At 56.0% G+C, this 25,126-nt stretch carries 23 protein-coding genes, 5 tRNA genes and 2 pseudogenes; 17 read left to right on the top strand and 13 right to left on the bottom strand.

Features of this window, described 5'->3' with window-relative positions; genetic code table 11:
- Position 1 precedes the first annotated feature (1 nt).
- The 4 genes from DFR77_RS13610 to DFR77_RS01550 all read right to left on the bottom strand — a co-directional run bounded on the left by DFR77_RS13610 (position 2) and on the right by DFR77_RS01550 (position 2,220).
- The gene (locus tag DFR77_RS13610; RefSeq protein WP_003698988.1) at positions 2-517 is read right to left on the bottom strand and encodes an NgoPII family restriction endonuclease; all 516 of its coding nucleotides are present in this window, start codon (positions 515-517) and stop codon (positions 2-4) included.
- Positions 435-839: an NgoPII family restriction endonuclease gene (locus DFR77_RS13605; protein WP_003696175.1), complete on the bottom strand. Its 405-nt coding sequence runs from the start codon at positions 837-839 to the stop codon at positions 435-437. Before DFR77_RS13605 ends, DFR77_RS13610 begins: the two co-directional genes overlap by 83 nt.
- A gap of 108 nt (positions 840-947) precedes the next feature.
- On the bottom strand, positions 948-2,075 hold the full coding sequence (locus tag DFR77_RS01555; protein ID WP_003690020.1) for an FUSC family protein: 1,128 nt from the start codon (positions 2,073-2,075) through the stop codon (positions 948-950).
- A gap of 69 nt (positions 2,076-2,144) precedes the next feature.
- Positions 2,145-2,220: transfer RNA gene (locus DFR77_RS01550), tRNA-Thr, on the bottom strand.
- Between the two features lie 106 nt (positions 2,221-2,326).
- Between DFR77_RS01550 and DFR77_RS01545 the strand changes: the two genes are divergently transcribed.
- The 3 genes from DFR77_RS01545 (at position 2,327) to DFR77_RS01535 (ending at position 4,397) form a co-directional block, all read left to right on the top strand.
- Entirely contained in the window at positions 2,327-2,806 is a 480-nt protein-coding gene (locus tag DFR77_RS01545) for a hypothetical protein (protein ID WP_003696173.1), read from the top strand.
- A 94-nt stretch (positions 2,807-2,900) separates the two neighbouring features.
- On the top strand, positions 2,901-3,524 hold the full coding sequence (rsmG, locus tag DFR77_RS01540; RefSeq protein WP_003690016.1) for a 16S rRNA (guanine(527)-N(7))-methyltransferase RsmG: 624 nt from the start codon (positions 2,901-2,903) through the stop codon (positions 3,522-3,524).
- Between the two features lie 99 nt (positions 3,525-3,623).
- Complete coding sequence (locus DFR77_RS01535) at positions 3,624-4,397, top strand: ParA family protein (protein ID WP_003690014.1); 774 nt, start codon at positions 3,624-3,626, stop codon at positions 4,395-4,397.
- 745 nt (positions 4,398-5,142) lie between these two features.
- Here the strand turns inward: DFR77_RS01535 and rnhB are convergent.
- From rnhB to DFR77_RS01520, 3 genes are all read right to left on the bottom strand, one after another.
- Positions 5,143-5,727, bottom strand: coding sequence for a ribonuclease HII (rnhB, locus tag DFR77_RS01530; protein WP_010359364.1), 585 nt, complete (start codon positions 5,725-5,727; stop codon positions 5,143-5,145).
- A 67-nt stretch (positions 5,728-5,794) separates the two neighbouring features.
- Positions 5,795-7,690 (bottom strand): tRNA uridine-5-carboxymethylaminomethyl(34) synthesis enzyme MnmG, encoded by a 1,896-nt coding sequence (gene mnmG / locus DFR77_RS01525; RefSeq protein WP_113852028.1) that lies wholly within the window; start codon positions 7,688-7,690, stop codon positions 5,795-5,797.
- 172 nt (positions 7,691-7,862) lie between these two features.
- Positions 7,863-9,290, bottom strand: a complete 1,428-nt coding sequence (locus DFR77_RS01520; protein ID WP_003690336.1) for an alanine/glycine:cation symporter family protein — start codon at positions 9,288-9,290, stop codon at positions 7,863-7,865.
- A gap of 158 nt (positions 9,291-9,448) precedes the next feature.
- Between DFR77_RS01520 and pdxA the strand changes: the two genes are divergently transcribed.
- Positions 9,449-10,441 (top strand): 4-hydroxythreonine-4-phosphate dehydrogenase PdxA, encoded by a 993-nt coding sequence (pdxA, locus tag DFR77_RS01515; RefSeq protein WP_003690006.1) that lies wholly within the window; start codon positions 9,449-9,451, stop codon positions 10,439-10,441.
- A 229-nt stretch (positions 10,442-10,670) separates the two neighbouring features.
- Here the strand turns inward: pdxA and DFR77_RS01510 are convergent, their stop codons facing one another.
- Positions 10,671-13,430, bottom strand: coding sequence for an Rne/Rng family ribonuclease (locus tag DFR77_RS01510; RefSeq protein ID WP_113852027.1), 2,760 nt, complete (start codon positions 13,428-13,430; stop codon positions 10,671-10,673).
- A 492-nt stretch (positions 13,431-13,922) separates the two neighbouring features.
- Here DFR77_RS01510 and DFR77_RS01500 point away from each other — a divergent pair, with 492 nt between their 5' ends.
- From DFR77_RS01500 to DFR77_RS01490, 5 genes and pseudogenes are all read left to right on the top strand, one after another.
- Complete coding sequence (locus DFR77_RS01500) at positions 13,923-14,915, top strand: RluA family pseudouridine synthase (RefSeq protein WP_047918960.1); 993 nt, start codon at positions 13,923-13,925, stop codon at positions 14,913-14,915.
- Between the two features lie 54 nt (positions 14,916-14,969).
- Positions 14,970-15,088, top strand: a pseudogene (locus tag DFR77_RS14625) (IS5/IS1182 family transposase); the annotation flags it as partial.
- Positions 15,066-16,238: a lipid-A-disaccharide synthase gene (gene lpxB / locus DFR77_RS01495; RefSeq protein WP_003689999.1), complete on the top strand. Its 1,173-nt coding sequence runs from the start codon at positions 15,066-15,068 to the stop codon at positions 16,236-16,238. The pseudogene DFR77_RS14625 and the gene lpxB, both read left to right, overlap by 23 nt.
- A 7-nt stretch (positions 16,239-16,245) precedes the next feature.
- Positions 16,246-16,404 carry a hypothetical protein gene (locus DFR77_RS13225; protein ID WP_003689996.1) on the top strand — a complete coding sequence of 53 codons (159 nt, stop codon included), beginning with the start codon at positions 16,246-16,248 and terminating at the stop codon, positions 16,402-16,404.
- A gap of 81 nt (positions 16,405-16,485) precedes the next feature.
- A pseudogene (locus tag DFR77_RS01490) lies at positions 16,486-16,764 on the top strand (hypothetical protein); the annotation flags it as partial.
- Between the two features lie 113 nt (positions 16,765-16,877).
- On the opposite strand, the gene dapB reads toward DFR77_RS01490, so the two are convergent.
- Together dapB and DFR77_RS01480 are read right to left on the bottom strand one after the other, a co-directional pair.
- A complete protein-coding gene (gene dapB, locus DFR77_RS01485) occupies positions 16,878-17,687 on the bottom strand; it encodes a 4-hydroxy-tetrahydrodipicolinate reductase (RefSeq protein WP_003694294.1) in 810 nt (269 codons plus the stop codon).
- 9 nt (positions 17,688-17,696) lie between these two features.
- Positions 17,697-18,074, bottom strand: a complete 378-nt coding sequence (locus DFR77_RS01480; protein ID WP_003689992.1) for an outer membrane protein assembly factor BamE — start codon at positions 18,072-18,074, stop codon at positions 17,697-17,699.
- Between the two features lie 226 nt (positions 18,075-18,300).
- On the opposite strand from DFR77_RS01480, the gene fur reads away from it, so the two are divergent.
- Both fur and aat read left to right on the top strand, forming a co-directional pair.
- Entirely contained in the window at positions 18,301-18,735 is a 435-nt protein-coding gene (fur, locus tag DFR77_RS01470; RefSeq protein WP_010359353.1) for a ferric iron uptake transcriptional regulator, read from the top strand.
- Between the two features lie 69 nt (positions 18,736-18,804).
- Entirely contained in the window at positions 18,805-19,530 is a 726-nt protein-coding gene (aat, locus tag DFR77_RS01465; protein WP_003689990.1) for a leucyl/phenylalanyl-tRNA--protein transferase, read from the top strand.
- Between the two features lie 255 nt (positions 19,531-19,785).
- Here aat and gap read toward each other — a convergent pair whose 3' ends face one another.
- A complete protein-coding gene (gap, locus tag DFR77_RS01460; protein WP_003694291.1) occupies positions 19,786-20,817 on the bottom strand; it encodes a type I glyceraldehyde-3-phosphate dehydrogenase in 1,032 nt (343 codons plus the stop codon).
- Positions 20,818-21,015: 198 nt separating this feature from the next.
- Positions 21,016-21,855 carry an RnfABCDGE type electron transport complex subunit B gene (locus tag DFR77_RS01455; RefSeq protein ID WP_003689988.1) on the bottom strand — a complete coding sequence of 280 codons (840 nt, stop codon included), beginning with the start codon at positions 21,853-21,855 and terminating at the stop codon, positions 21,016-21,018.
- Between the two features lie 145 nt (positions 21,856-22,000).
- On the opposite strand from DFR77_RS01455, the gene DFR77_RS01450 reads away from it, so the two are divergent.
- The 5 genes from DFR77_RS01450 to DFR77_RS01430 all read left to right on the top strand — a co-directional run bounded on the left by DFR77_RS01450 (position 22,001) and on the right by DFR77_RS01430 (position 24,455).
- Positions 22,001-23,977 carry a monovalent cation:proton antiporter family protein gene (locus DFR77_RS01450; protein WP_017146899.1) on the top strand — a complete coding sequence of 659 codons (1,977 nt, stop codon included), beginning with the start codon at positions 22,001-22,003 and terminating at the stop codon, positions 23,975-23,977.
- Between the two features lie 69 nt (positions 23,978-24,046).
- A tRNA-Val gene (locus DFR77_RS01445) sits at positions 24,047-24,122 on the top strand.
- A 32-nt stretch (positions 24,123-24,154) separates the two neighbouring features.
- Positions 24,155-24,231: transfer RNA gene (locus DFR77_RS01440), tRNA-Asp, on the top strand.
- Between the two features lie 39 nt (positions 24,232-24,270).
- Positions 24,271-24,346 (top strand) — tRNA-Val (locus tag DFR77_RS01435).
- A gap of 32 nt (positions 24,347-24,378) precedes the next feature.
- Positions 24,379-24,455 (top strand) — tRNA-Asp (locus tag DFR77_RS01430).
- A 125-nt stretch (positions 24,456-24,580) separates the two neighbouring features.
- Here the strand turns inward: DFR77_RS01430 and DFR77_RS13590 are convergent.
- Positions 24,581-24,730 carry a hypothetical protein gene (locus DFR77_RS13590; protein ID WP_170959667.1) on the bottom strand — a complete coding sequence of 50 codons (150 nt, stop codon included), beginning with the start codon at positions 24,728-24,730 and terminating at the stop codon, positions 24,581-24,583.
- A gap of 296 nt (positions 24,731-25,026) precedes the next feature.
- On the opposite strand from DFR77_RS13590, the gene DFR77_RS01420 reads away from it, so the two are divergent.
- Positions 25,027-25,125, top strand: coding sequence for a hypothetical protein (locus DFR77_RS01420; protein ID WP_014575118.1), 99 nt, complete (start codon positions 25,027-25,029; stop codon positions 25,123-25,125).
- The last annotated feature ends 1 nt before the right edge of the window (position 25,126 follow it).

The raw sequence follows: 25,126 nt of genomic DNA, 5'->3' as shown, positions 1-25,126 counted from the left end.
ATTATAAGTGGTAGGTGATGAGTTTTGCATTTCTTAATCGCGCCGGGTTGTTGGGATTTTTAATTTTAATGTCGGAAATGGCCAGTTTGGAATCCTGTATGGCAAGCAGCTTGTCTGTATTGTTAAAACTGTTCCATTTGTCTTCGTTGATAATGGCCATGAAATTGAAACTTTTTTCCATATTCCGTTGGTAAATATAGTTGAAGACAAACCATGGATTTTCGATTCCCCACATACCCCGTACTCTCAGATAAGTTATGTTGAGCGGATCAATGCGGTTGACCCTGCCCAGCTCTTTGGTTTCTGCAAACTGTATGCCGCCGATGTTGCCGATTCCTTCCTTAATTTGATTTTTTATCTTCAAATAGCATTCGGCATCGGCGCAGTAGTCGATTCCGTAAACCATTGCCAAGTGTTTGAGGTTTTTCTTTTTGTCAACGACGCCGACAATTATAGATAATGTCTTTCTCTTCCCATTTTTCCGCATCTTTGCAGGCTTTTGTAAGCATGCTGTCATCAACAGAGAGCTTTGATTTTGGGTGGCTGCTATTCAGCGCCAGTGCGGAATCTTTACTTTCAATTTTCTTAACTTCGATGGCATCCCCGTTTCGCAACATGGCATCAGGAGGGTTGGAGTTGTTGCCCAAATATGAGAATACTTTTGCGTGTCGGGCTATGCGTTGGGTTTCATTTAGGTTGAAACTGCCGGAAAACAAGTCTTTTACATATTCTTCCAAAGCATCACCTGCCTGATTGGCACGATTGTTGCTTTGAGAATGGGATTCGACCCCGACAACAGGGTTGTTAGCCAAATTGATGATGGCATCGATAATGTTCATGGTTTTTCCTTGGGGTTTTGCGGCAGATTATAGCAAAACCGTCAGGGTGTTTATCGGACCGATGCCGTCTGAAGCGGCAGGCGTTTCAGACGGCATCGTGTCCGGCCGTCAGCCGTGTTCCCGTGTTTCAAGCAGGCTTTGGCGCAGGTGTTGGCGTTCGTGGGCATCCAGCCATTTGCGGCGGGTGCGTTGCAGCAGGATGACGAGGGCGGAAATTTCCTGACGCATATTGGTGCTGAGCCAGAGGAAGCCCTGCCATTGGTAGTGGAGGTGTTCGGCGAGGGCTTCCAGTTCGGGGTTGATGGCGGTGTCGATGCGGATGCGGCGGGCGTGTCTGCCGTTGATGAGGGCGGCGGTTTGTTGCAGGTCGGTTTGGAGCAGTGTGAAGTGGCGGTCGAGCAGCCGGATTTCGCTGCCGTTGAGTTTGGGAGATTGCAGCTTGGCGGCGGTGGTCAGGAGCAGCTCGGTGGTGTTGACGATTTTGCGGTGGGCGTGCTGCATGGCTTCCATCATGGAGGGGCTGATGCGGCTTTCGCCCGATGTGGCGGCGAGGTGGCTGCGGCTTTTGACCATGCGTGCGTTGATTTGGCGCATTTTGACCATATTCTGCTCCAAACGTTCGCGCGTCATACGCCTGCCGTTGCTGATTTCGGCAATCATTTTGCTGCAGTCGGCCAGGTTGTCGGCAAGCATGAAACGCCACATCAGTGTGGATTTCAGCGGCAGCAGTTTGGCGGCGGCAATGGCGATGGCGGCGCCGATGAGGACGTTCATCGCGCGCATCAGGCCGCTGTCGAGCCATTCGCTGCCGTTGTCGCCGATGAGCATGCACATCGTCAGCCCCGCCAGCATAGGGACGTAGCCGTTTTTGCCGACCGCCGCCCAGCCGGCCAGTGCGCTTGCCGTGCCGATGGTCAGGTAGAAGAGGAGGTTGCCGTGGAAATAATGCTGGTTCAGCCATAAAACGCCCAAACCCGCGCCCAGCCCGATGACCGTACCGAGCATACGTTCCACCGCCTTGGAGTAAATCGCGCCTTGGAACTGGAGCATGCCGAGGACGACGAAGACGGTCATCCCTATCCATTCGCCGTGTTGGAGGTGGAGTAGCCGGGCGAGTGCGGTGGCGAACAGGACGGCTCCGCCGAGCCGCACGGCATGTATGAGGCGGCGGTGGCGGTAGCGTTCGTAGGAGTTGAGCCAGCGGCCGGAAAGGCGTTTGCGTTGCGAGGAGTTCATATCGGATGCCGTCTGAAGCGGAAATGTGAAAAAGCACAGGCTTCCCGAGGGAGGGTCTGTGCTTGGTATTGGTGCCGGAGAAGGGAATCGAACCCCCGACCTTCGCGTTACGAATGCGCTGCTCTACCGACTGAGCTACACCGGCGTTTTTCGTTATGATATATATAAACGGTTGTTTGTGCAACTTTTCGGGCGGGCGGCAAGGCGGTGCGCGGTATAATGCGGCCTGCTTCGGAAGAGGGGGGACGGCGATGTTTGTGAACGAGAAATATCCTTATGCGACCCTGTTTGCGGGGCTGGTGTTTTTGACGCTGCCGTTTGCGTTGGCGGTGCATGATGCCTTTGCATGTGCGTTCGGACGGGCGGGGCTGCTGGTGTCGGTGTCGGACGGCGGATTCGGCCGGCGTGGCGGTTGGGACGGCACTGTTTGGTTTGTGTTCGGTGTGCTTGCGTTTTTGAATGTGGTTGTGTCGGCGGGCCTGACGAAACTGGCGTACAAAAAGATGATGCGGCGGCATTCGCGTTACGCGCTGTTTCTGTCGGGCGTGGCGGCTTGCGCGGCGGTGGCTTGGATTTTCAAGCTGTTGTTGGGCAGTGCCGCCTTGGGCGGGCTGAGCGGGGAGGCGGTGTCGGAATATGCGTTTGCCGTGTGGCTGGTGTCTATGCTGACGCTGCCGAAACGCCTGACGCGCGCGCCGGTGCAGCCTGTGGTGTTCCACAGGAAAAAATAGGACGGAACGGAAATGCCGTCTGAAACCCGATACGCGGTTTCAGACGGCATGTTTTTCCGCTAACATTACGCCTGAATATGGACAGGAAGCAGATATGGAACGTAAAGAACGCCTGCGTGCAGGCATTGCCGCGATGGGGCCGGATATTTCGGAAACGGCGCAGGACAGGCTTTTGGCCTATGTGGATTTGTTGAAAAAGTGGAACAAAACCTACAATCTGACCGCCCTGCGCGACGAGGAAAAAATGATTGTCCATCATCTTTTGGACAGCCTGACGCTGCTGCCCTATATCGAAGGCGCACAGACGATGCTGGATGTCGGTTCGGGCGGCGGCCAGCCCGGCATTCCGGCGGCGGTGTGCCGTCCGGATGTGCAGATAACCTTGTTGGATGCGAATACGAAGAAAACGGCTTTTTTGCGGCAGGCGGCTATCGAGTTGGGGTTGGACAATGTGCGCGTGGTGTCGGGGCGCGTGGAGGCGGTTTCGGACGTGCGTGCCGACGTGGTTACCAGCCGTGCGTTTGCGGAACTGGCGGATTTTGTGTCGTGGACGGCGCACCTGTTGAAAGACGGCGGCTACTGGGCGGCGATGAAGGGCGTATATCCGCAGGGGGAAATCGGCCGCCTGCCGCAGGATGTGTGCGTCGAAAAAGTCCAAAGGCTCGACGTGCCGGGCTTGGATGCGGAACGCCATATCGTCATCCTGAGCAAGCGTTGAGCGCGCTTCAGACGGCATGAATACCTTTTTTGTGCGGATAAAGGTAAAATTCCGCACTGTTTTTCTTTTTTTCAACATCAGACGGGACACGGGCGGGACATGAGTGCGAACATCCTTGCCATCGCCAATCAGAAGGGCGGTGTGGGCAAAACGACGACGACGGTAAATTTGGCGGCTTCGCTGGCATCGCGCGGCAAACGCGTGCTGGTGGTCGATTTGGATCCGCAGGGCAATGCGACGACGGGCAGCGGCATCGACAAGGCGGGTTTGCAGTCCGGCGTTTATCAGGTCTTATTGGGCGATGCGGACGTGCAGTCGGCGGCGGTACGCAGCAAAGAGGGCGGATACGCTGTGCTGGGTGCGAACCGCGCGCTGGCCGGTGCGGAAATCGAGCTGGTGCAGGAAATCGCCCGGGAAGTGCGTTTGAAAAACGCGCTCAAGGCAGTGGCGGAAGATTACGACTTTATCCTGATCGACTGTCCGCCTTCGCTGACGCTGTTGACGCTTAACGGCTTGGTGGCGGCGGGGGGCGTGATTGTGCCGATGTTGTGCGAATATTACGCGCTGGAAGGGATTTCCGATTTGATTGCGACCGTGCGCAAAATCCGTCAGGCGGTCAATCCCGATTTGGACATCACGGGCATCGTGCGCACGATGTACGACAGCCGCAGCAGGCTGGTTGCCGAAGTCAGCGAACAGTTGCGCAGCCATTTCGGGGATTTGCTTTTTGAAACCGCCATCCCGCGCAATATCCGCCTTGCGGAAGCGCCGAGCCACGGTATGCCGGTTATGGCTTACGACGCGCAGGCAAAGGGTGCCAAGGCGTATCTTGCCTTGGCGGACGAGCTGGCGGCGAGGGTGTCGGGGAAATAGGTCAATCCAAATCGGGCTGCCCGTGCCTTTATGCTGTTTGGCCGGGTGCGTTAATATGGCGGATTAAAATAAAAATACTTAATATCGTCATTTATAGCGGATTAACAAAAACCGGTACGGCGTTGCCCCGCCCCGGCTCAAAGGGAACGGTTCCCTAAGGTGCCCAAGCACCAGGCGAACCGGTTCCGTACTATCTGTACTGTCTGCGGCCCGCCGCCTTGTCCTGATTTTTGTTAATCCGCTATATCGTCATTCCCGCAAAAACAAAAAAATCAAAAACACAAAACTGAAATATCGTCATTCCCGTGCAGGCGGGAATCTAGGTCTGTCGGTACGGAAACTTATCGGGAAAAACGGTTTTTCCAACCCTGAGACTCCGGATTCCTGTTTTCGCGGGAATCCGGTTTTTTGAGTTTCAGTCATTTTTGATAAATTCTTGCAGCTTTGAGTTTCTAGATTCCCGCTTTTGCGGGAATGGCGGTTTGGAAGTTACCTGAAATTCAAAAAAAAAACGGAAACCGGACGGATTGGATTCCCGCCTGCGCGGGAATGACGGATTTTAGGTTTTTTTGATTTTCTGTTTTTCGCGGGAATGACGGTTGGGAAGTTTCCCGAAACTTAAAAACAACTGAAACCCAAAAAACTAAATTACCGCCTGCGGGGGAATGACGGTTTGGGTTCTTTCTCTTTGAAGTTGCGATGCTGGAAATGCCGTCTGAAGTTCAGACGGCATTTTTGTGCCGGTTTAAAACAAGGCCTGCTGCGCGAGCAGGTTTCTGACGGGGGCGAAGTCGCGGCGGTGTTCGGGCAGCACGCCGTATTGTTTGAGGGCTTCCAGATGCTGCTTTGTGCCGTAACCTTTGTGTTTGTCGAAACCGTATTGGGGACGGCGTTGCGCCAGTGCGTACATTTCCGCATCGCGTGCGGTCTTTGCCAAAACGGATGCGGCGGAGATTTCGATGATTTTGCTGTCGCCTTTGACGACTGCTTCGGCAGGGATGCCCAAATGTTCGGGAATGCGGTTGCCGTCGATGAATATTTTTTCGGGACGCGCAGCCAAACCGTAAACGGCACGTTTCATGGCGAGCATGGTGGCGTGCAGGATGTTGAGGCTTGCGATTTCTTCGGGCGTGGAGGCGGCGACGTGCCACGCGACCGCCTGTTCTTTAATCATTTCGGCAAGCGCGTCGCGTTTTTTCTCGCTGAGTTTTTTGGAGTCGGTCAGTCCGGGCAGGTCGAATGTTTCCGGAAGGATGACGGCGGCGGCAAACACGCTGCCGACCAAAGGTCCGCGTCCTGCCTCGTCCACGCCGGCGGTCAGTATGTGCATGATGTTTCCTGTCGGGATGGTACGATGCCGTCTGAAAATGGTTTCAGACGGCATCGTACCGATGTGTTTATTTCGCGTCTTTAAACCCGCGCTTCAAATGCACCATCAGCAGTGCGACGGCGGCAGGCGTAACGCCGGAAATGCGGCTTGCCTGCCCGACGGTTTCGGGTTTGTGCTGGTTGAGCTTTTGTTGCACTTCGGCCGACAAGCCTTTGACTCTGCCGTAATCGATGCCGTCGGGCAGCTTTAAGGTTTCGATGTCGCGGCGGCTGTCGATTTCTTCGTTTTGGCGGTCGATATAGCCTTGGTATTTGACTTGGATTTCGACTTGCTCGATGACTTCGGCAGAGAGGTTTTCAGACGGCATCGCGCCTTCGAGCGTCATCAGCGCGGCGTAATCGAGGTTCGGGCGGCGTAACAAATCGTGCAGGTTGGCTTCGCGGCTGAGTTTTTGTCCGAACACGCGGATTTGTTCGTCTTCGGCGAGTTTTTGCGGCGTGTACCACGTTGTTTTCAAACGTTGGATTTCGCGTTCGACGGCTTCGCGTTTTTCGTTGAACATGCGCCATTGCGCTTCACCCACCAAGCCGATTTTGTAGCCGTCTTCGGTCAGGCGCATATCGGCGTTGTCTTCCCTGAGTTGCAGGCGGTATTCGGCGCGGCTGGTAAACATCCGGTAAGGTTCGTTCAGGCCTTTGGTGATGAGGTCGTCCACCAATACGCCGAGGTAGGCTTGTTCGCGGCGCAGCAGGAGCGGATCTTGTCCGCGGACGTATTGCACGGCGTTCGCGCCCGCCAGCAATCCTTGCGCGGCGGCTTCTTCATAGCCTGTCGTGCCGTTGATTTGCCCGGCGAAAAACAGTCCCTCAATGGTTTTGGTTTCGAGGCTTGCTTTGAGGTTGCGCGGATCGAAGTAGTCGTATTCGATGGCGTAGCCGGGGCGCAGGATATGGGTGTTTTCAAGACCCTTCATACTGCGCACGAGCGCGATTTGGATGTCGAACGGCAGGCTGGTGGAGATACCGTTGGGGTAGTATTCGTGCGTGGTCAGACCTTCGGGTTCGAGGAAAATCTGGTGGCTGTCTTTGTCGGCGAAGCGGTTGATTTTGTCTTCGATAGACGGACAATAACGCGGACCCACGCCTTCGATTTTGCCGGTAAACATCGGGCTGCGGTCGAAGCCTGAGCGGATGATGTCGTGGGTTTGCGTGTTGGTATGCGTAATCCAGCAGGACACTTGGCGCGGGTGCATTTCGGCGTTGCCGCGCACGGACATGACGGGAACGGGCGTGTCGCCGGGCTGTTCGGTGAGTTGGGAAAAGTCAATCGTGCGTCCGTCAATACGCGGCGGCGTGCCGGTTTTCAGACGGCCTTGCGGCAGCTTCAATTCGCGCAAACGTCCGCCGAGCGATTTGGCGGCTGGGTCGCCGGCGCGGCCGCCTTCGTAGTTTTCCAAACCGATGTGGATTTTGCCGGACAAGAACGTGCCTGCGGTCAGCACCACGGCGCGTGCTTTAAACTCCGCGCCCATCGCGGTGATCACGCCGCTGATGCGTTCGCCCTCGAGTGTTACGTCTTCGACGGCTTGTTGGAAAAGGTCGAGGTTTTCTTGGTTTTCCAACATTTCGCGGATGGAGGCTTTATACAGGATGCGGTCTGCCTGCGAGCGCGTGGCTCGTACTGCCGCGCCTTTGCTGGCGTTCAGGCGGCGGAATTGGATACCTGATTTGTCGGTTGCCAACGCCATTGCGCCGCCGAGCGCGTCGAGTTCGCGTACCAAATGCCCTTTGCCGATGCCGCCGATAGAGGGGTTGCACGACATTTGTCCGAGCGTTTCGATATTGTGTGTGAGCAAAAGCGTCTGCGCGCCCATACGGGCGGCGGCAAGCGCGGCTTCCGTGCCGGCGTGTCCGCCGCCGACGACGATGACATCGTAGGTTTTGGGGTAAATCATGTGGGTCATGTGTGTATTGCCTATCGGTTTTTCAGACGGCATTCCAAGCAGGATGCCGTCTGAAAAACGAAACGGATTCAAAAGTAAAGGGTTGGGATTGTACGCCTGTTCGCCCTGTTTTTACAGTGCGCGGAAAGGGAAAAGCCGCTTCGCGGGGAAGCGGCTCCGGTAAGGGTGGGATTTACCAAACATCGGATTTGATGCGGCGTTTCAGGCCCGGATGTTCGGAAAGTTTGAACTCGGGGTCTTTGCCCATTTTCAGCTTGGCGGTGTAATCGCGCAGCAGCATAAACGCCAATGGCGAGAGCAGCAGGATGGCGACGAGGTTGATCCACGCCATGATGCCCATCGCCATATCCGCCATATCCCAGACCAAAGGCACATTGGCAACCGCGCCGAAATAGACCCACGCCAAAACCAGCATACGGAAAACGGCGGTAATCAGCCAATGGCTTTTGATGAATTGGACGTTGGACTCGGCATAGGCATAGTTGCCGATAACGGTGGAAAAGGCAAACATAAACAGGATGACGGCGAGGAAACCCGCGCCCCATTGCCCCACTTGGCTGACAATCGCCGCCTGCGTCAGCGCCGCACCGCTCAAATCGCCATAAGGCTGTTGGTAAATCAAGATGATGAAGGCGGTGCAAGAACAAACGATGATGGTATCGACAAACACGCCCAGCATTTGAATCATACCTTGCGAAACAGGGTGTTTCACTTCGGCGGCGGCGGCGGCGTTCGGCGCGGAACCCATACCCGCCTCGTTGGAATACAGGCCGCGTTTGATGCCCATCATCATCGTTTGCGAAATCAGACCGCCGAGTAAGCCGCCTGCTGCCGCGTCGAATTTGAACGCGCCCGAAAAAATCTGACCGAACACGTCCGGAATCATCGGAATATTGGTCAAAATGATGAAAAGCGCGATAAAGAGGTACAAAACCGCCATCAGGGGCACGACGATTTCCGCCGCTTTGGATATGCGCCTGATGCCGCCGAAGATAATCGGTGCGGTTAAAATCACCAGGGCGACGCCGACATAATGAGGCTCCCAGCCCCACGCCGCTTTGACGGTATCGGCGATGGTATTGGTCTGAACCGCTTCAAACACAAAACCGAAACAGAAAATCAGGCTCAGGGCGAACAACACGCCCAGCCATTTCTGCCCCAGACCGTGCGTGATGTAGTAGGCAGGGCCGCCCCGGAAATGGTGGTTGTCGCAGTCGCGGACTTTAAAGAGCTGCGCCAGCGAAGATTCGACAAACGCCGAACTCATGCCGATTAAGGCGGTTACCCACATCCAAAACACCGCGCCCGGCCCGCCGACTTTGATGGCGATTGCCACGCCCGCGATATTGCCCACGCCCACGCGGCTGGCAAGGCCGGTTACAAATGCCTGAAACGGCGTGATGCCGTGAGGGTCGTCCCCCTGTTTGCGGCCGCCGAGCATTTCTTTGATGCTGCGCCCGAACAGGCGGAATTGGACAAAGCCCGTGGTTACGGTGAAGAAAAGCCCCGTACCCAAAAGCATATAAACCAAGTATGACCACATCGGATCGTTGATGGCGCCGACCCAGCCGTGCAGCCATTCGGTAAAGTTCTCGTTCATATCGCTTCCTTAAAGTTGAAACCCGCACATATGGCGGTATGCAAGCAGGGTTTAAATTTTGTAAACGCCCATTCTAGCAGATTGTCAACAAAATCAGAAAAATTTACATCGCCGCGCGCCTGTGGCGTTAGAATCGCGTTTTGTTTGGAGCAAACACGATGAAACAGCCTGTTTTTGCCGTTACTTCCGGCGAGCCTGCCGGCATCGGCCCTGATATTTGTTTGGACTTGGCGTTTGCACGCCTGCCCTGCCGCTGCGCGGTATTGGGCGACAAACACCTGTTGCGCGCGCGCGCCGAAGCCTTGGGCAAAAGCGTCGTCCTGCGCGACTTCGATCCGGAATCAGGCGGCGCGCACGGAGAAGGCGGGCTGGAAGTGCTGCACATCCCTGCCGCCGAAGCGGTTGAGGCAGGGTGGCTCAATCCCGCCAACGCCGCCTATGTGCTGCAACTTTTGGACACCGCGCTCGCAGGCATTTCAGACGGCATTTTCGACGGCATCGTTACCGCGCCGCTGCACAAAGGCATCATCAACGCCGCGCGCGCAAGCACAGGTTTTTTCAGCGGACACACCGAATATCTGGCGGAAAAAAGCGGCACGGGGCAGGTCGTGATGATGCTTGCCGGCAAAGGCCTGCGCGTCGCCCTCGTAACGACCCACCTGCCGCTGAAAGACGTTGCCGCCGCCATCACGCAACCGCTGATTGAAAGCGTCGCACGCATTTTGCATCACGACTTAAAACACAAATTCGGCATCAAAAATCCCAAAATCCTAGTCGCCGGACTCAATCCCCACGCCGGCGAAGGCGGACACCTCGGACACGAAGAAACCGACACCATTATCCCCGCGCTCGAAAACCTGCGCCGCGAAGGGATAAACCTCGCCGGCCCGTATCCGGCGGACACATTGTTCCAACCGTTTATGCTCGAAGGTGCGGATGCCGTATTGGCGATGTACCACGACCAAGGGCTGCCCGTGTTGAAATACCACAGCTTCGGGCAGGGCGTGAACATCACGCTGGGGCTGCCCTTTATCCGCACCTCCGTCGATCACGGCACCGCGCTCGATTTGGCGGCAACCGGCAGGGCGGACTCCGGCAGCCTGATAACTGCCGTGGAGACCGCCGTCGAGATGGCGCGCGGCAGCCTTTAAAGATGATAAAAGACCCGTCATTCCCGCGCAGGCGGGAATCCGGACCTTCGGGCGGCGGCAATATTCAAAGGTTATCCGAAAGTTTGAGGTTCTAGATTCCCGTTTTCACGGGAATGACGAAAGGTGGCGGGAATCACGGGAATGGCGAAGTTTCAGACGGTATTGCAGGTATCCGAAACCATGCAAAAAGAGGTTCTGCGGAACAGAACCTCTTTTTGCCGCCGTCGGTTCAGCCTTGCCGGGTTTCGACTTGGATCATTTCTTCGGCAGGGACGGTTGCGGCTTCAGACGGTTTTGGCTGTTCGGAACGGCGCAAACCGCGTCCGGCTTGGACTTCGGGTTGTGCCGCCCATGCCTTCAATGCGGCAGGGTCGGTTTCGATCAGGACGAGTCCGCCGGTTTGTGCGGTTTCCCGTGCCTGTTCCGCCGCAGCCGTAAAGGTTGCGGTTTCAGACGGCATTTCCTGTGCTGCGGCTTTCGGTGCCGCGCCTTCGGGCAGGATGTCGGCGGCGGCACGGCGGATTTTTTCCGCCGCATCATAAATCAGTGCGTCGCCGTTTGAAACGGCGGAAGATGCCGTCTGAACGGGTGTGGCGATGAGCGGATCGGCAATGCTGACGGTAATCGGCGCGTTTGCGTCGGTTTCGCCGAAAACGTGCGCGGCGGCGGAACGGACTTTGTCGGCGGTGTCGTGAATATTCAGGTACTGCTCGATTTTGGCGGCAGACGGGATATTGCGTTTTTTGCCGTTTTGACGGCGGTCGCGCTGATTGTTGCGTTCGCGGCGTTCTTTGGCATCGCGGCTGTCGCGTTCGCGGCGGTTGCGTTCGGATTTGGGCTTGCTGCCTTTGTCTTCTGCGGTATACGGTTCGGGCGGCGTGTTTTCCGCTGTCTGAACGGCTGTTTCGGCAACGGCGGCGGTTTCCGGTGCGGTTTGGCCACGTTCGTTGCGGCTGCCGTTGCGGCGGCGTTTTCCGGTTTGACCTTCGGTTTCGGGCGGTGCGGCATCTGCAACGGGTGCGGCAGGCTGTACGTTGCGGCTTTGGATTTCCGCTTCGTTGGCGCGTTCGGTGGCACGGTCGCCGCGTTCGTTGCGGCGGCGGTTGCCGTTGTTGCGCGTTTCGGCTTTGTCGGCGCGCGCTTTCTGTCCGGCAGTTTTGCCCGCCGCTTCGCGGACTTCTATTTTGCTGCCTTCGCGTTTGCTGCGGCGCGGGTTTTGGCAGCGGTTGTTGGCGCGGCTGCCGCTGCGGTTTGCCGTGCTGCGTTTTTCGGAGGTTTCGGCAGCGGGTACGGCTTGGGTTTCGCTGCCGCCGAAAATGCGTTTGAGCCATGCTTTGAAGCTGTCCCACCAGGAGGTTTTTTTCTCGGGGGCGGCAGTCGGGGCGGGGCTGGTGTGGCGCACGCCTTTGACGGCGGGTTCGGGGCGGGCGGCTTTGGCTTTTTCGCCGCCGAAAGGTTTGGCGGATTCGTCTTCTTCAGGCTCGGCAACGCGCTTGTAGCTCGGTTCGCCGTCTTCTTCTACGTCGTCGGTGCGGATGCGGTTGATTTCGTAGTGCGGATTTTCGAGGTGGATGTTCGGAATCAGGACGACGTTCACATCCAAACGCTCTTCCATTGCAAACAGCTCGGCGCGTTTTTCGTTCAGCAGGAAGGTGGCGACATCGACGGGCACTTGGGCGCGCACTTCGCCGGTGTTGTCCTTCATCGCTTCTTCCTGAACCATGCGCAAAACGTGCAGGGCGGTGGATTCGATGCCGCGGATCACGCCGGTGCCGGCGCAGCGCGGACAGGCGGCGTGGCTGCTTTCGCCCAAAGCGGGTTTCAGGCGTTGGCGGCTCAATTCCAAAAGTCCGAAACGGGAGAGTTTGCCCATCTGTACGCGGGCGCGGTCTTTTTTGAGTGCGTCGCGCAGGACGTTTTCCACATCGCGCTGGTGTTTGGGGTTTTCCATGTCGATGAAGTCGATGACGACCAAGCCGCCCAAGTCGCGCAGGCGCATTTGTCGGGCGACTTCTTCGGCAGCTTCCATATTGGTTTTGAAGGCGGTGTCTTCGATGTCCGCGCCGCGTGTGGCGCGTGCGGAGTTCACGTCGATGGAGACGAGGGCTTCGGTGTGGTCGATGACGATCGCGCCGCCGGAGGGCAGGCTGACGCTGCGCGAGAACGCGCTTTCGATCTGGTGTTCGATTTGGAAGCGGGAAAACAGCGGCGTGTGGTCTTCGTAGAGTTTCAGACGACCTGCGTTGCCCGGCATGACGTAGCTCATGAACTCGGCAACTTGGTCGTAAACTTCTTGATTGTCCACCAAAATTTCGCCGATGTCGGGACGGAAGTAGTCGCGGATGGCGCGGATGAGCAACGAGCTTTCCATAAAGAGCAGGTAGGGGTCGTGATGCGCTTTTCCTGCTTCTTCAATCGCCTGCCAGAGTTGTTTGAGGTAGTTCAAGTCCCATTCCAACTCTTCCGCGCTGCGGCCGATGCCGGCGGTACGCGCGATGATGCTCATGCCGTTCGGAATGTCGAGTTGCGCCATCGCGGCTTTGAGTTCTTGACGCTCTTCGCCTTCGATACGGCGGGATACGCCGCCGCCGCGCGGATTGTTCGGCATCAATACCAGATAGCGTCCGGCGAGGCTGATGAAGGTGGTCAGCGCCGCGCCTTTGTTGCCGCGCTCGTCTTTTTCGACTTGGACGATGACTTCCATGCCTTCTTTGAGCACGTCCTGAATGCGCGCGCGCCCGCCTTCGTAGCCGAGGAAATACGAACGCGATACTTCTTTAAACGGCAAAAAGCCGTGGCGGTCGGTTCCGTAATCGACGAAACACGCTTCCAGCGACGGCTCGATGCGGGTAATGATGCCTTTGTAGATATTGCCTTTGCGCTGTTCTTTGCCCAGCGTTTCGATGTCCAAATCCAGCAGGTTTTGTCCGTCGACGATGGCAACGCGCAGCTCTTCGGCCTGCGTTGCGTTGAATAACATTCTTTTCATGATCACCTCGTGGACGGGCGGCATTCGGGCGCGCCGGTCCGGTTCGGCATTCCGTAAGGCTGGGTTTCCGATGTCTTCGGATAAAACCGGTAATCAGTTTTTGAGTTGAAAATCCGCAGGGATGCACGTTCCGGGGAACCGTGTGCGGAAGGGTCGGATAAAGAAGGCTATAAAGATCGATGCGGCGGTCTGCCTGCCGCGTTCCGAACGCTGCGGTCGGAAAAATGGGCGCCGGCTTCTTCTTGTTATCGTGATGCCTGTGTTTTCGGGCGGTTTGCGTTCGGGGCTTGGGGCTCCGCTGCCGTCTTACTTCCGCGCCGAAACGGCAAAATCAATTCAAACTTGACTACGTTCTGCGCCTGCCGGCTGGGAACAGGCGCAGGGAAAATGCTTTGCGGAGTGCGTTTTTAATATAAAATTCCGTTTTAAAGTAAACCGTTTCAGGGGGCGCGGCGGACGCGCTTTCTGCTGAAACGGATGTTCGGATTATAGATGAAAACGCACGAAATAAGCAAAGGTTCGGTCAGCCTGATAGGGGTTGCCGAACATGAGGCGGGTCAACGCCTTGATAACTATCTGATAAAAATCCTCAAGGGCGTGCCCAAGGGCTATATCCACCGCATTATCCGCGCCGGCGAGGTGCGGTTGAACAAGAAACGCTGCAAACCCGACAGCCGTATTGCGGAGGGAGATACGGTGCGGATTCCGCCTGTGCGCGTGGCGGAGAAGGAAATGCCGTCTGAAAGGCGTGCCGCCGTACCGGCGCGTGCGTTTGAGGTGGTGTATGAGGACGACGCGCTACTGGTGGTCAATAAGCCTTCCGGTGTGGCGGTACACGGTGGCAGCGGCGTGGGTTTCGGCGTTATCGAACAGTTGCGCCGCGCCCGTCCGGAGGCGAAGTATTTGGAGTTGGTCCACCGTTTGGACAAGGATACGAGCGGCTTGTTGATGGTGGCGAAGAAACGCAGCGCGCTCGTCAAACTGCACGAAGCTATCCGTAACGACCACCCCAAAAAAATCTACCTTGCGCTGGGGGTGGGCAAACTGCCGGACGACAATTTCCATGTCAAACTGCCCCTGTTCAAATATACCGGCGCACAAGGCGAAAAGATGGTACGCGTCAGCGAGGACGGGCAGTCGGCGCATACGGTGTTCCGTGTGTTAAGCCGTTTCTCAGACGGCATTTTGCACGGTGTCGGGCTGTCGCACCTGACTTTGGTGCGGGCAACGCTGAAAACGGGCCGTACGCACCAAATCCGCGTGCATCTGCAATCTCAAGGCTGTCCGATTGCGGGCGACGAACGCTACGGCGATTATCAGGCGAACCGGCGTTTGCAGAAATTGGGTTTGAAGCGCATGTTTTTGCACGCGTCCGAGCTGCACCTGAACCATCCGCTCACGGGTGATCCGCTGGTGTTGAAGGCGGAGCCGCCGCCGGATTTGGCGCAGTTTGCGGTGATGTTGGAAAACGGGACGAAAATGTGAACCCCGATGCCGTCTGAAGGCTTCAGACGGCATCGGGGCGTGAAAGTATAGTGGATTAACAAAAATCAGGACAAGGCGACGAAGCCGCAGACAGTACAGATAGTACGGCAAGGCGAGGCAACGCCGTACCGGTTTTTGTTAATCCACTATATGTGGGGACAGACGAATATGGTTGATAAAAAAAGCCCTTTGATTGCCGTCAGTGTCGGCGAAGCGTCGGGCGACCTGTTGGGGGCGCACCTGATACGCGCCATCCGAAAGCGTTGCCCGCAGGCACGGTTAACCGGCATCGGCGGGGAACTGATGAAGGCGGAAGGTTTCGAGAGCCTTTATGATCAGGAGCGGCTGGCGGTGCGCGGCTTTGTCGAAGTGGTCAGGCGGCTGCCGGAAATTTTACGGATACGCAGGGAGCTGGTACGGGATTTGCTGTCGTTGAAACCTGATGTCTTTGTCGGTATCGATGCGCCCGATTTTAATCTGGGTGTGGCGGAAAAGCTGAAACGGGCGGGCATTCCGACCCTGCATTATGTCAGTCCGTCGGTTTGGGCGTGGCGGCGCGAACGCGTGGGCAAAATCGTGCATCAGGTCAACCGCGTGCTGTGCCTGTTCCCGATGGAGCCGCAGCTTTATCTCGATGCGGGCGGACGTGCGGAGTTTGTCGGTCATCCGATGGCACAGCTTATGCCCTTGGAAGACGACCGTGAAACGGCGCGGAAAACTTTGGGCGCGGATGTCGGCATCCCCGTATTCGCCCTGCTGCCCGGCAGCCGCGTCAGCGAAATCGACTATATGGCGCCGGTGTTTTTTCAGACGGCATTATTGTTGTTGGAACGCTATCCCGCCGCCCGCTTCCTGCTGCCTGCCGCAACGGAGGCGACGAAGCGGCGTTTGGCGGAAGTTTTGCAGCGGCCGGAGTTTGCCGGATTGGCGCTGACGGTAACCGACAGACAGTCTGAAACGGTGTGCAGGGCGGCGGATGCGGTGCTGGTAACGAGCGGTACGGCGACTTTGGAGGTGGCGTTGTGCAAGCGTCCGATGGTCATCAGCTACAAGATTTCGCCGCTGACCTATGCTTATGTGAAACGCAAAATCAAAGTGCCGCATGTCGGCCTGCCGAATATCCTGTTGGGTAAGGAGGCCGTGCCGGAATTATTGCAATCTGAAGCAAAACCGGAAAAACTGGCGGCGGCATTGGCGGACTGGTACGAACACCCCGATAAGGTTGCCGCGCTGCAACAGGATTTCGGGGCGTTGCACCTGCTGTTGAAAAAAGATACGGCGGATTTGGCCGCGCGCGCGGTTTTGGAAGAGGCGGGATGTTGAGCGGTTAATGGATTATTTTCCCGAAGCAGCACGTATTACAAAAAAAGGGGGAGAAATTGTGATTAATGGCACATCAAACAATAAGTATTTAAGAGGAATTCCAAATGAAACAGAACTGGCCCGAATGGGATTAAGGTTAAAATATAATGGTTCGTTAACTGATTAATTTTATTATATATGATTATAGTTTATACTAATACGCTTACGTACCTTGTTTCATTTGTTCTTCGTAAATTTCTATTTTAGGCAATTGTGTCCTACACCAAATTACACAGACTGGGTAAAAATTAAATTCAAGCAGTTCAGCTATCTGAAATTTATCTATGGATACGCTACGGAGAACCAAGATAAAGATATCGATAATACCTTGGAGCTTGGAGAATTAAAGCAGGATGATGAAATCTTGGATTATGGAGGTGCACTGGCATTAATAGGGCGTAGGTATAATCTTCCGACCAGTTTTATCATAGATATAGTTTGCCGGGAAATAGAGTTGGAATTTTTAGATCAGGAGAGTTTCAATTAAACGAGCCGTAGCTTGTCATGCTGCACAAGCAACTTTATTGATATGCCGATACGAAGCCTGTCGGCAAAATGCCGTCTGAACAATATCTTTTCAGACGGCATTTTGTATGGGGGTTAACGGTTGTTCAGCCCGAGTACTTCCTGCATATCGTACAAACCCGTTTTGCCGTTTACCCAAACTGCGGCGCGGACGGCACCGGCGGCAAAGGTCATGCGGCTGCCGGCTTTGTGGGTGATTTCCACGCGTTCGCCGTCGGTGGCGAAGAGGGCGGTGTGGTCGCCGACTATGTCGCCTGCGCGGACGGTGGCAAAGCCGATGGTGGAAGGATCGCGCGGACCAGTGTGGCCTTCGCGGCCGTAAACGGCGCATTGTTTGAGGTCGCGGCCGAGCGCGCCGGCGATGACTTCGCCCATTCGTAATGCTGTGCCGCTGGGGGCATCGACTTTGTGGCGGTGGTGGCCTTCGATGATTTCGATGTCGTAGCCTTCGTTGAGGACGCGGGCGACGGTGTCGAGGATGTGGAAGGTGAGGTTGACGCCGACGCTGAAGTTGGCGGCGAAAACGATGCCTGTTTTTTCGGCGGCGGCGCGGATGGCGGCTTTGCCCGCATCGTCGAAGCCTGTTGTGCCGATGATGATGTTGACTTGTTTTTCAACGCATTTTTGCAGGTGCTTGAGGGTCGGCTCGGGGCGGGTGAAGTCGATGAGTACGTCGCTTTGGGCGAGAACGGCGTCAACGTCGTCTGAAATGGCGATGCCGGTTTTGAGTCCGACGGCGTAGCCCGCGTCCAGCCCGAGGGCTTCTGAGCCTGAGTGTTCGAGCGCGCCGGAAAGGACGGTGTCGGGATGGTTGTTGACGGCTTCGACGAGGACGCGTCCCATGCGGCCGTTTGCGCCGGCGATGGCGATTTTGAGCGGTGTCATGTGTGTTCCTTATTGTTTGTCTGCGTTTTGTTTCGCGCGGAGGGCTTCGGCGGCATTTTGGAGGGCGTCGCCTTCGGTGCGGACGAGTACGCCGTTTTCAAAATAGACGGTCAGGTTGCTGCGTTCTTTGATGATGCCGTTGCGGGAGGTGTTGAAGGTATAGTCCCAGCGGTCGGTATGGAAAGCGTCGCGCAGTATGGGGCTGCCGAGCAGGAGCAGGACTTGGTCTTTGGTCATGCCGGGGCGCAGGGCGGCAACGGCGCGCGGTTCGAGTTCGTTGCCTTGGATGATTTTGAGTTTGTAGGAGGGAAACAGCGAGACGCGTTCGACGCTGCACGCGGTCAGGCTGAACAGGGCGGAAAGGGCGAGGATGAGGGTTTTGTTCACGGGAGAACCTTTCTGTGCAAATCGGGATGTCTAGTGTAGCACTGCTTGAATATTTTATAAAAGCGAACGATAATCATACGCTTAAGCGGTATTTTACCCTGTCTGTGTCCGACTGCCCGTCCGCCGTTGCGGTTTTGCTATTGCGAACTGCTATGGTGTGATAGTGGGCAAGCAGGCTGAAATTGCGTATTATAGCGTCTATTATTTTACAGGGATATTGAATATTATGGAAAAATTCAGCAACATTGCGCAACTGAAAGACAGCGGTCTGAAGGTTACCGGCCCGCGTTTGAAGATTTTGGATTTGTTCGAGAAGCACGCGGAAGAGCATTTGAGTGCGGAAGATGTGTACCGCATTCTGCTGGAAGAGGGCGTGGAAATCGGTGTGGCGACGATTTACCGCGTGCTGACGCAGTTCGAGCAGGCGGGCATTCTGCAACGCCACCATTTTGAAACGGGCAAGGCGGTTTATGAGTTGGACAAGGGCGACCACCACGACCATATCGTCTGCGTGAAGTGCGGCGAGGTAACGGAATTCCACAATCCCGAAATCGAAGCCCTGCAAGACAAAATCGCCGAGGAAAACGGCTACCGCATCGTCGATCACGCGCTTTATATGTACGGCGTGTGCAGCGACTGTCAGGCCAAGGGCAAACGTTAAATCCGGACGGTTTGTTGTTCAGACGGCATTCATGATTTTGGATGCCGTCTGTGTTTTTGGAGAACTGCCATGCGTATTCCGCTGCTTGCCCCTGACAATTATGCCTTTCCCGATCCTGCCTATGCTTTGGCCCGGTGCGACGGGCTGGTCGGCGTGAGCAGGGATTTGGACGCGGGGCGGCTGCTCGAGGCGTATCGGAACGGCGTGTTTCCTTGGTTTTCGCGGGACGGTTGGTTTTTTTGGTATGCGGTCGGGCCGCGTGCGGTAATTGTTCCCGAACGTCTGCACGTTCCGCGCTCGCTGGCGAAAACGCTGCGTAACGGCAGCTATCGGGTTGCGGTCAACGGCTGTTTTGCGGAAGTTGTCGCGCATTGTGCGGCAGCGGCGCGCCCGAATCAGGATGGGACTTGGATTGCGCCCGAGTTTCAGACGGCATATTTGAAGCTGCACGAAATGGGACACGCGCATTCTTTCGAGTGCCATTATCCCGATGAAAACGGTAAAACGAGGTTGGCGGGCGGCTTTTACGGCGTTCAGATCGGCAGGGTGTTTTATGGCGAATCGATGTTTGCGTTGCAACCGGATGCGTCGAAAATCGCGTTTGCCTGCGCCGTGCCGTTTTTGGCGGATTTGGGCGTGGAACTGATAGACTGCCAGCAGGACACGGAACATATGCGCCGTTTCGGTTCGGAGCTGCTGCCGTTTGCGGATTTTGCCGAACGTCTGCGGATGTTGAACGCCGTGCCGTTGAAAGAGGAAATCGGGCGGCGCGAAGTGGCGTGCAAGGGGCTTTGATGGCGGCTTATGCTTCGGTCAGGTTCAAATATAGTGGATTATAGTGGATTAAATTTAAATCAGGACAAGGCGGCGAAGCCGCAGACAGTACAAATAGTACGGCAAGGCGAGGCAACGCCGTACCGGTTTAAATTTAATCCACTATAAAATTGGAAATGACGACAGCCGGGTAAAATCGCGGTCAAAAATGAAAAGTGCCGTCTGAAACTTGAAAACATCGGGTTTCAGACGGCATTTTGTTTGACGGTTTGTTGCTTATTTGAGCGGGCGCACTTCAAGTCCGAACATACGGCGTGCGGTGTTCAGCATTTGGCAGCTGAAGCCCCATTCGTTGTCATACCACGCGAACACTTTGACCATGTTGCCGTCGACGACTTTGGTCAGCGTTGCGTCGAAGTGGCTGGCTTCGGTGGTGTGGTTGAAGTCCATGGAAACCAATGGCAGGGTGTTGTAGCCCAAAACGCCTTTGAGCGCGCCTGCTTCCGAGGCGGCTTTCATCAGTGCGTTGATTTCTTCGACTGTGGTGTCGCGCGCGGCTTGGAAGCTCAAATCTACCAAGGATACGTTGACGGTCGGCACGCGGATGGCAAGCCCGTCGAGTCTGCCTTTCAATTCGGGCAAGACCAAACCGACGGCTTTTGCCGCGCCGGTTTTGGTCGGAATCATGTTTTCCACGCCGCTGCGGGCGCGGCGCAGGTCTTTGTGGCGCACGTCGGTAACGGTTTGGTCGTTGGTCAGTGCGTGGATGGTGGTCATTGCGCCTTTGACGATGCCGACGCTTTCGCTCAACACTTTGGCAACCGGCGAGAGGCAGTTGGTGGTGCAGGAAGCGTTGGAAACGACGGTCATGTCGGCGGTCAGGACGCTGTCGTTCACGCCGTACACGACGGTTGCATCGACATCGTCGCCGCCCGGTGCGGAAATGAGGACTTTTTTCGCGCCGCTTTCGAGGTGGATTTTGGCTTTTTCTTTGCTGGTGAACGCGCCGGTGCATTCCATGACCAAATCGACACCGAGTTCTTTCCACGGCAGTTCGGCAGGGTTGCGGGTCGAGAAGAAGGGGATTTTGTCGCCGTTGACGATGAGGTTGCCGCCGTCGTGGGATACGTCGGCTTCAAAGCGTCCGTGTACGGTGTCGAATTTGGTCAGATGGGCGTTGGTTTCAAGGCTGCCGCTGGCGTTGACGGCGACGATTTGGAGTTGGTCTTGAATCTGATAGTCGTAGATGGAGCGCAAAACCTGGCGGCCGATGCGTCCGTAGCCGTTGATGGCGACTTTGATGCCCATGGTTTGTTCCTTTGTTGAGGGTTGGGTAGATTTTCGGGGCGGATTATAGCAAATTTGTAGTGGCGTGTAATTAATATTTTATTGAAAACGGCACGGCCGGAAGGGTGGGCGGTAAGATACGGACGGCACGGGTACGGCGGACGGAGAGCTTGATAAAATGCCGTCTGAAGCGGCTTCAGACGGCATGTCGGGTAAGGGTCAGGAGGCGGTATTCTGTGCGGCTTCCTGTTTGGCTTTGTATTGTTTGAGGTATTCGAGGGCGGCGGCTTTTTCGCTGTCGCTGCCGTATTTCATATCGCGTTGGGCGCGGCGCAACTCGGCGCGTTCGCGGGCTTCGGCTATCTGTTTTGCCTGATAGCCTTGGCGGTTGTCGGCGGCGGCGAGGCGATCCTGTTGGGTTTGCGCTTTTGCCATGGCTTTGGCGATGAGGTCGGCGGGGTTGAACGCCGGTTTTTTCGGTGTGTCGGGCGTTTGCGGACGCGCGTTGCGGACGGCGGCTTCGCGTTCGGCAAGCATGGCCTTGCGTTCGTCGGCTTCGCGCTGTTTGCGTTCGTTGCGTTTGAGGTAGCGCGCACGCGCGTGTTCGGCGGCGGCAAAACGGCTGTCGTCGGACAGGCTGAAACGGCGCGCGCGCGGCAGGACGGTGTCGGCAACGGGCTGCATATGGATGCAGTCCACGGGGCAGGGGGCGACGCAGAGTCCGCAGCCGGTGCATTCGTCGGTGATGACGGTGTGCATAAGTTTGCCCGCGCCCATAATGGCATCGGCAGGGCAGGCGCGGATGCAGGCGGTGCAGCCGATACAGGCGGTTTCGTCTATCCGGGCGAGTGCTTTGGCTTGGGTTTTGGCAGGTGCGACAAGGGGTTTGCCGAGCAGGGCGGCAAGGTCGCGGACGACGGTTGCGCCGCCCGGGGCGCAGAGGTTGTGCGCCTCGCCCCGCAGCATCGCGCGGGCGTAGGGCAGGCAGCCTTCATAGCCGCATTCGCGGCATTGGGTTTGGGGGAGGAGTCGGTCTAAATCGGCGGCGGTGGCGGTCATTGTGCGGTGGTGCGGGTCAAAAGGGCGTATTTTATCAGAATTGTATGCCGCGCCCGTTTCGGATGGTGCGCGGTGTTTTGTTATAATACGGCGGCGTATGCCGTTTCAGACGGCATTTTTCTGTATTTTCCTGTTCGGACGGTCCATGAACGAATTTTCGCTTGCCCCTATTGTGGTTGTTCTGCTGGTGTCGGTCATTACGGTGATCCTGTGCCGCAAGTTCAACATTCCCTCCATGCTGGGCTACCTGCTGGTGGGCTTTTTGGCGGGGCCCGGTATGCTCAGCCTGATTCCGAAAAGCCATGCGACGGATTATTTGGGCGAAATCGGGATTGTGTTCCTGATGTTCAGCATCGGTTTGGAGTTTTCATTGCCCAAGCTGAGGGCGATGAGGCGGCTGGTGTTCGGTCTGGGCGGTTTGCAGGTCGGCGTTACGATGCTGTCGGTAATGGGCATACTGATGCTGACGGGCGTGCCGTTCAATTGGGCGTTTGCCGTATCGGGCGCGTTGGCGATGTCGTCCACGGCGATTGTGAGCCGGATTTTGTCGGAAAAGACGGAGTTGGGGCAGCCGCACGGTCAGATGGCGATGGGCGTGCTGCTGATGCAGGACATCGCCGTCGTGCCGCTGATGATTCTGATTCCCGCGCTGGCTGGCGGAGGGGACGGAAATATTTGGGCGGCCTTGGGTTTGGCGTTTGCAAAAATGCTGCTGACGCTGGGGCTGCTGTTTTTCGTCGGCAGCAAAATTATGTCGCGATGGTTCAGGATGGTGGCAAAACGCAAATCGTCCGAACTCTTTATGATCAATGTGCTGCTGGTAACCTTGGGTGTGGCTTATCTGACTGAGCTGGAAGGTTTGTCTATGGCGTTGGGCGCATTCGTTGCCGGCATGTTGCTTTCGGAAACGGAATACCGTTTCCAAGTCGAAGACGACATTCGCCCGTTCCGCGATATTTTGCTCGGCTTCTTCTTTATCACGGTCGGCATGAAGCTGGACATTCAGGCATTGATCGGCGGCTGGCGGCAGGTATTGATGCTGTTGGCAATGCTGCTGGTGTTGAAGGCATTGGTTGTGTTTGCCATTGCATTCAAAATGAAGCATTCGGTCGGCGACAGCCTCAAAACGGCTTTGTATCTCGCGCAAGGCGGCGAGTTCGGCTTCGTGATGCTGGCCATTGCCGGGCAGCTTGATATGGTTTCGCCAGAATTGGAACAGGCGGCGACGGCGGCGGTTCTGCTGTCGATGATTATCGCGCCCTTCCTCTTGGGCGGCAGCGATGCGCTGGTCGGGCGCTTGGTCAAGTCAAGCTGGGACATGAAGTCGCTCGATCTGCACAGCATGTTGGTGGAAGCGATGAGCAAGTCTGATCATGTGCTGATTGTCGGCTTCGGCAGGGGCGGGCAGACGGTCGGACGCGTCCTCGCCCAAGAGGATATTCCGTATTTCGCGCTCGACTTGGACATCGCACGCGTGCAGGTAGCCAGAAGTGCAGGCGAGCCGGTGTCGTTCGGCGATGCGAAACGCAGGGAAGTATTGGAAGCCGCCGGTCTGGGACGGGCGAAAATGGTGGTGGTTACGCTCAACAATATGCACGAAACGCAACACGTTTTAGACAATGTGCTGTCCATGCATCCCAATATGCCCGTATATGCGCGCGCCACCAATGACGATTATGTGAAAACGTTTACCGATATGGGTGCGGAAGAAGCCGTGTCGGACACCAAAGAAACCGGACTCGTGCTGGCAGGCTATGCGATGTTGGGCAACGGCGCGTCGTACCGGCACGTCTATCAGACGATGGCAAATATCCGCCACAGCCGTTATGCCGCGTTGGAGGGACTGTTTGTCGGTAGTGATGATGAGGCAGGATTCGGCGAAAATGGCGAAACCGTCCGCCACGCCTTTCCTTTGGCTGCAGAAGCATACGCCGTCGGCAAAACAGTCGGCACGCTTCCGATGGCGGCTTACGGCATCAAACTCTTGTTCGTCCGCCGCCGCACCGGCCGGATTGAAAACCCGGATGCCTCGTTTACATTGGAATGCGGTGACGTGTTGGTGGTCGCAGGCAAAAAAGAAGAAATTATCTCTTTTGAAAACTGGAGCTTGCAGGGAATATAAATGAAATGCCGAAATAAGGCTTGCGCCATTCCCGGTTATTTGGTCTAATAGCGTTTTCGCAAATCGCAAGGGTGATTAGCTCAGTTGGTAGAGCGTCTGCCTTACAAGCAGAATGTCGGCGGTTCGACTCCGTCATCACCCACCAAGTTTCCTTTCATTGTTGCAAACAATGGATGCGCGGTGGTAGCTCAGTTGGTTAGAGTACCGGCCTGTCACGCCGGTGGTCGCGGGTTCGAGCCCCGTCCGCCGCGCCAAGTTTCAAAATACTGACTCTGTCGGTATTTTTTATACACGGGTGATTAGCTCAGTTGGTAGAGCGTCTGCCTTACAAGCAGAATGTCGGCGGTTCGACTCCGTCATCACCCACCAAGTTTCCTTTCATTGTTGCAAACAATGGATGCGCGGTGGTAGCTCAGTTGGTTAGAGTACCGGCCTGTCACGCCGGTGGTCGCGGGTTCGAGCCCCGTCCGCCGCGCCAAAAGTTAAGAAATACCAACCTCCGGTTGGTATTTTTTGTTTGTACGCTTTGAAAAATGTTTGTTTCCGGATTTTGCCATTCCCATCCGGTTTTGCGCTGTACGATGTGTTTTAGCGCGGACTTGATCAAAATCGGATGTGGTTCCGGTATTTGAGGCTTTGATTAGGGATGCGGACTTTCAATATATTTTTCTCAGTTACAACAACGAAGTCTTGATGTCTGTCGGGCAGGTAAGGGAGATTTTTGAGTGTTTCGGCAAATATAATTTGGTTCAAACGGAATACCGGCGTTTTAAGGCGGATAAGACAGAAAACCGTAATCATAAGGCAAATTCGACATTCGAATATCTGCATATTTTAGAAAAGACCTTTTATAGTGGATTAACAAAAACCGGTACGGCGTTGCCTCGCCTTAGCTCAAAGAGAACGATTCCCTAAGGTGCTGAAGCACCAAGTGAATCGGTTCCGTACTATTTGTACTGCCTGCGGCTTCGTCGCCTTGTCCTGATTTTTGTTAATCCACTATAAAAATTCTTGCCGGATGCTGCAAACAACGCCGGTTTGCATTCCTGATGGCGGTGGTTTTCTTGGACGAACGCCCGAACACGCAGGAATGGATAGGCTTGGGGCTGGTTACGGCGGGCGTGTTGACGTTGGCGTTGAAGCGGTAAA

The organism is Neisseria gonorrhoeae (assembly GCF_003315235.1).
Classification (GTDB): domain Bacteria; phylum Pseudomonadota; class Gammaproteobacteria; order Burkholderiales; family Neisseriaceae; genus Neisseria; species Neisseria gonorrhoeae.
Note: the sequence above shows the minus strand (reverse complement) of the source record. Positions and strands in the feature narration are given on the sequence as shown.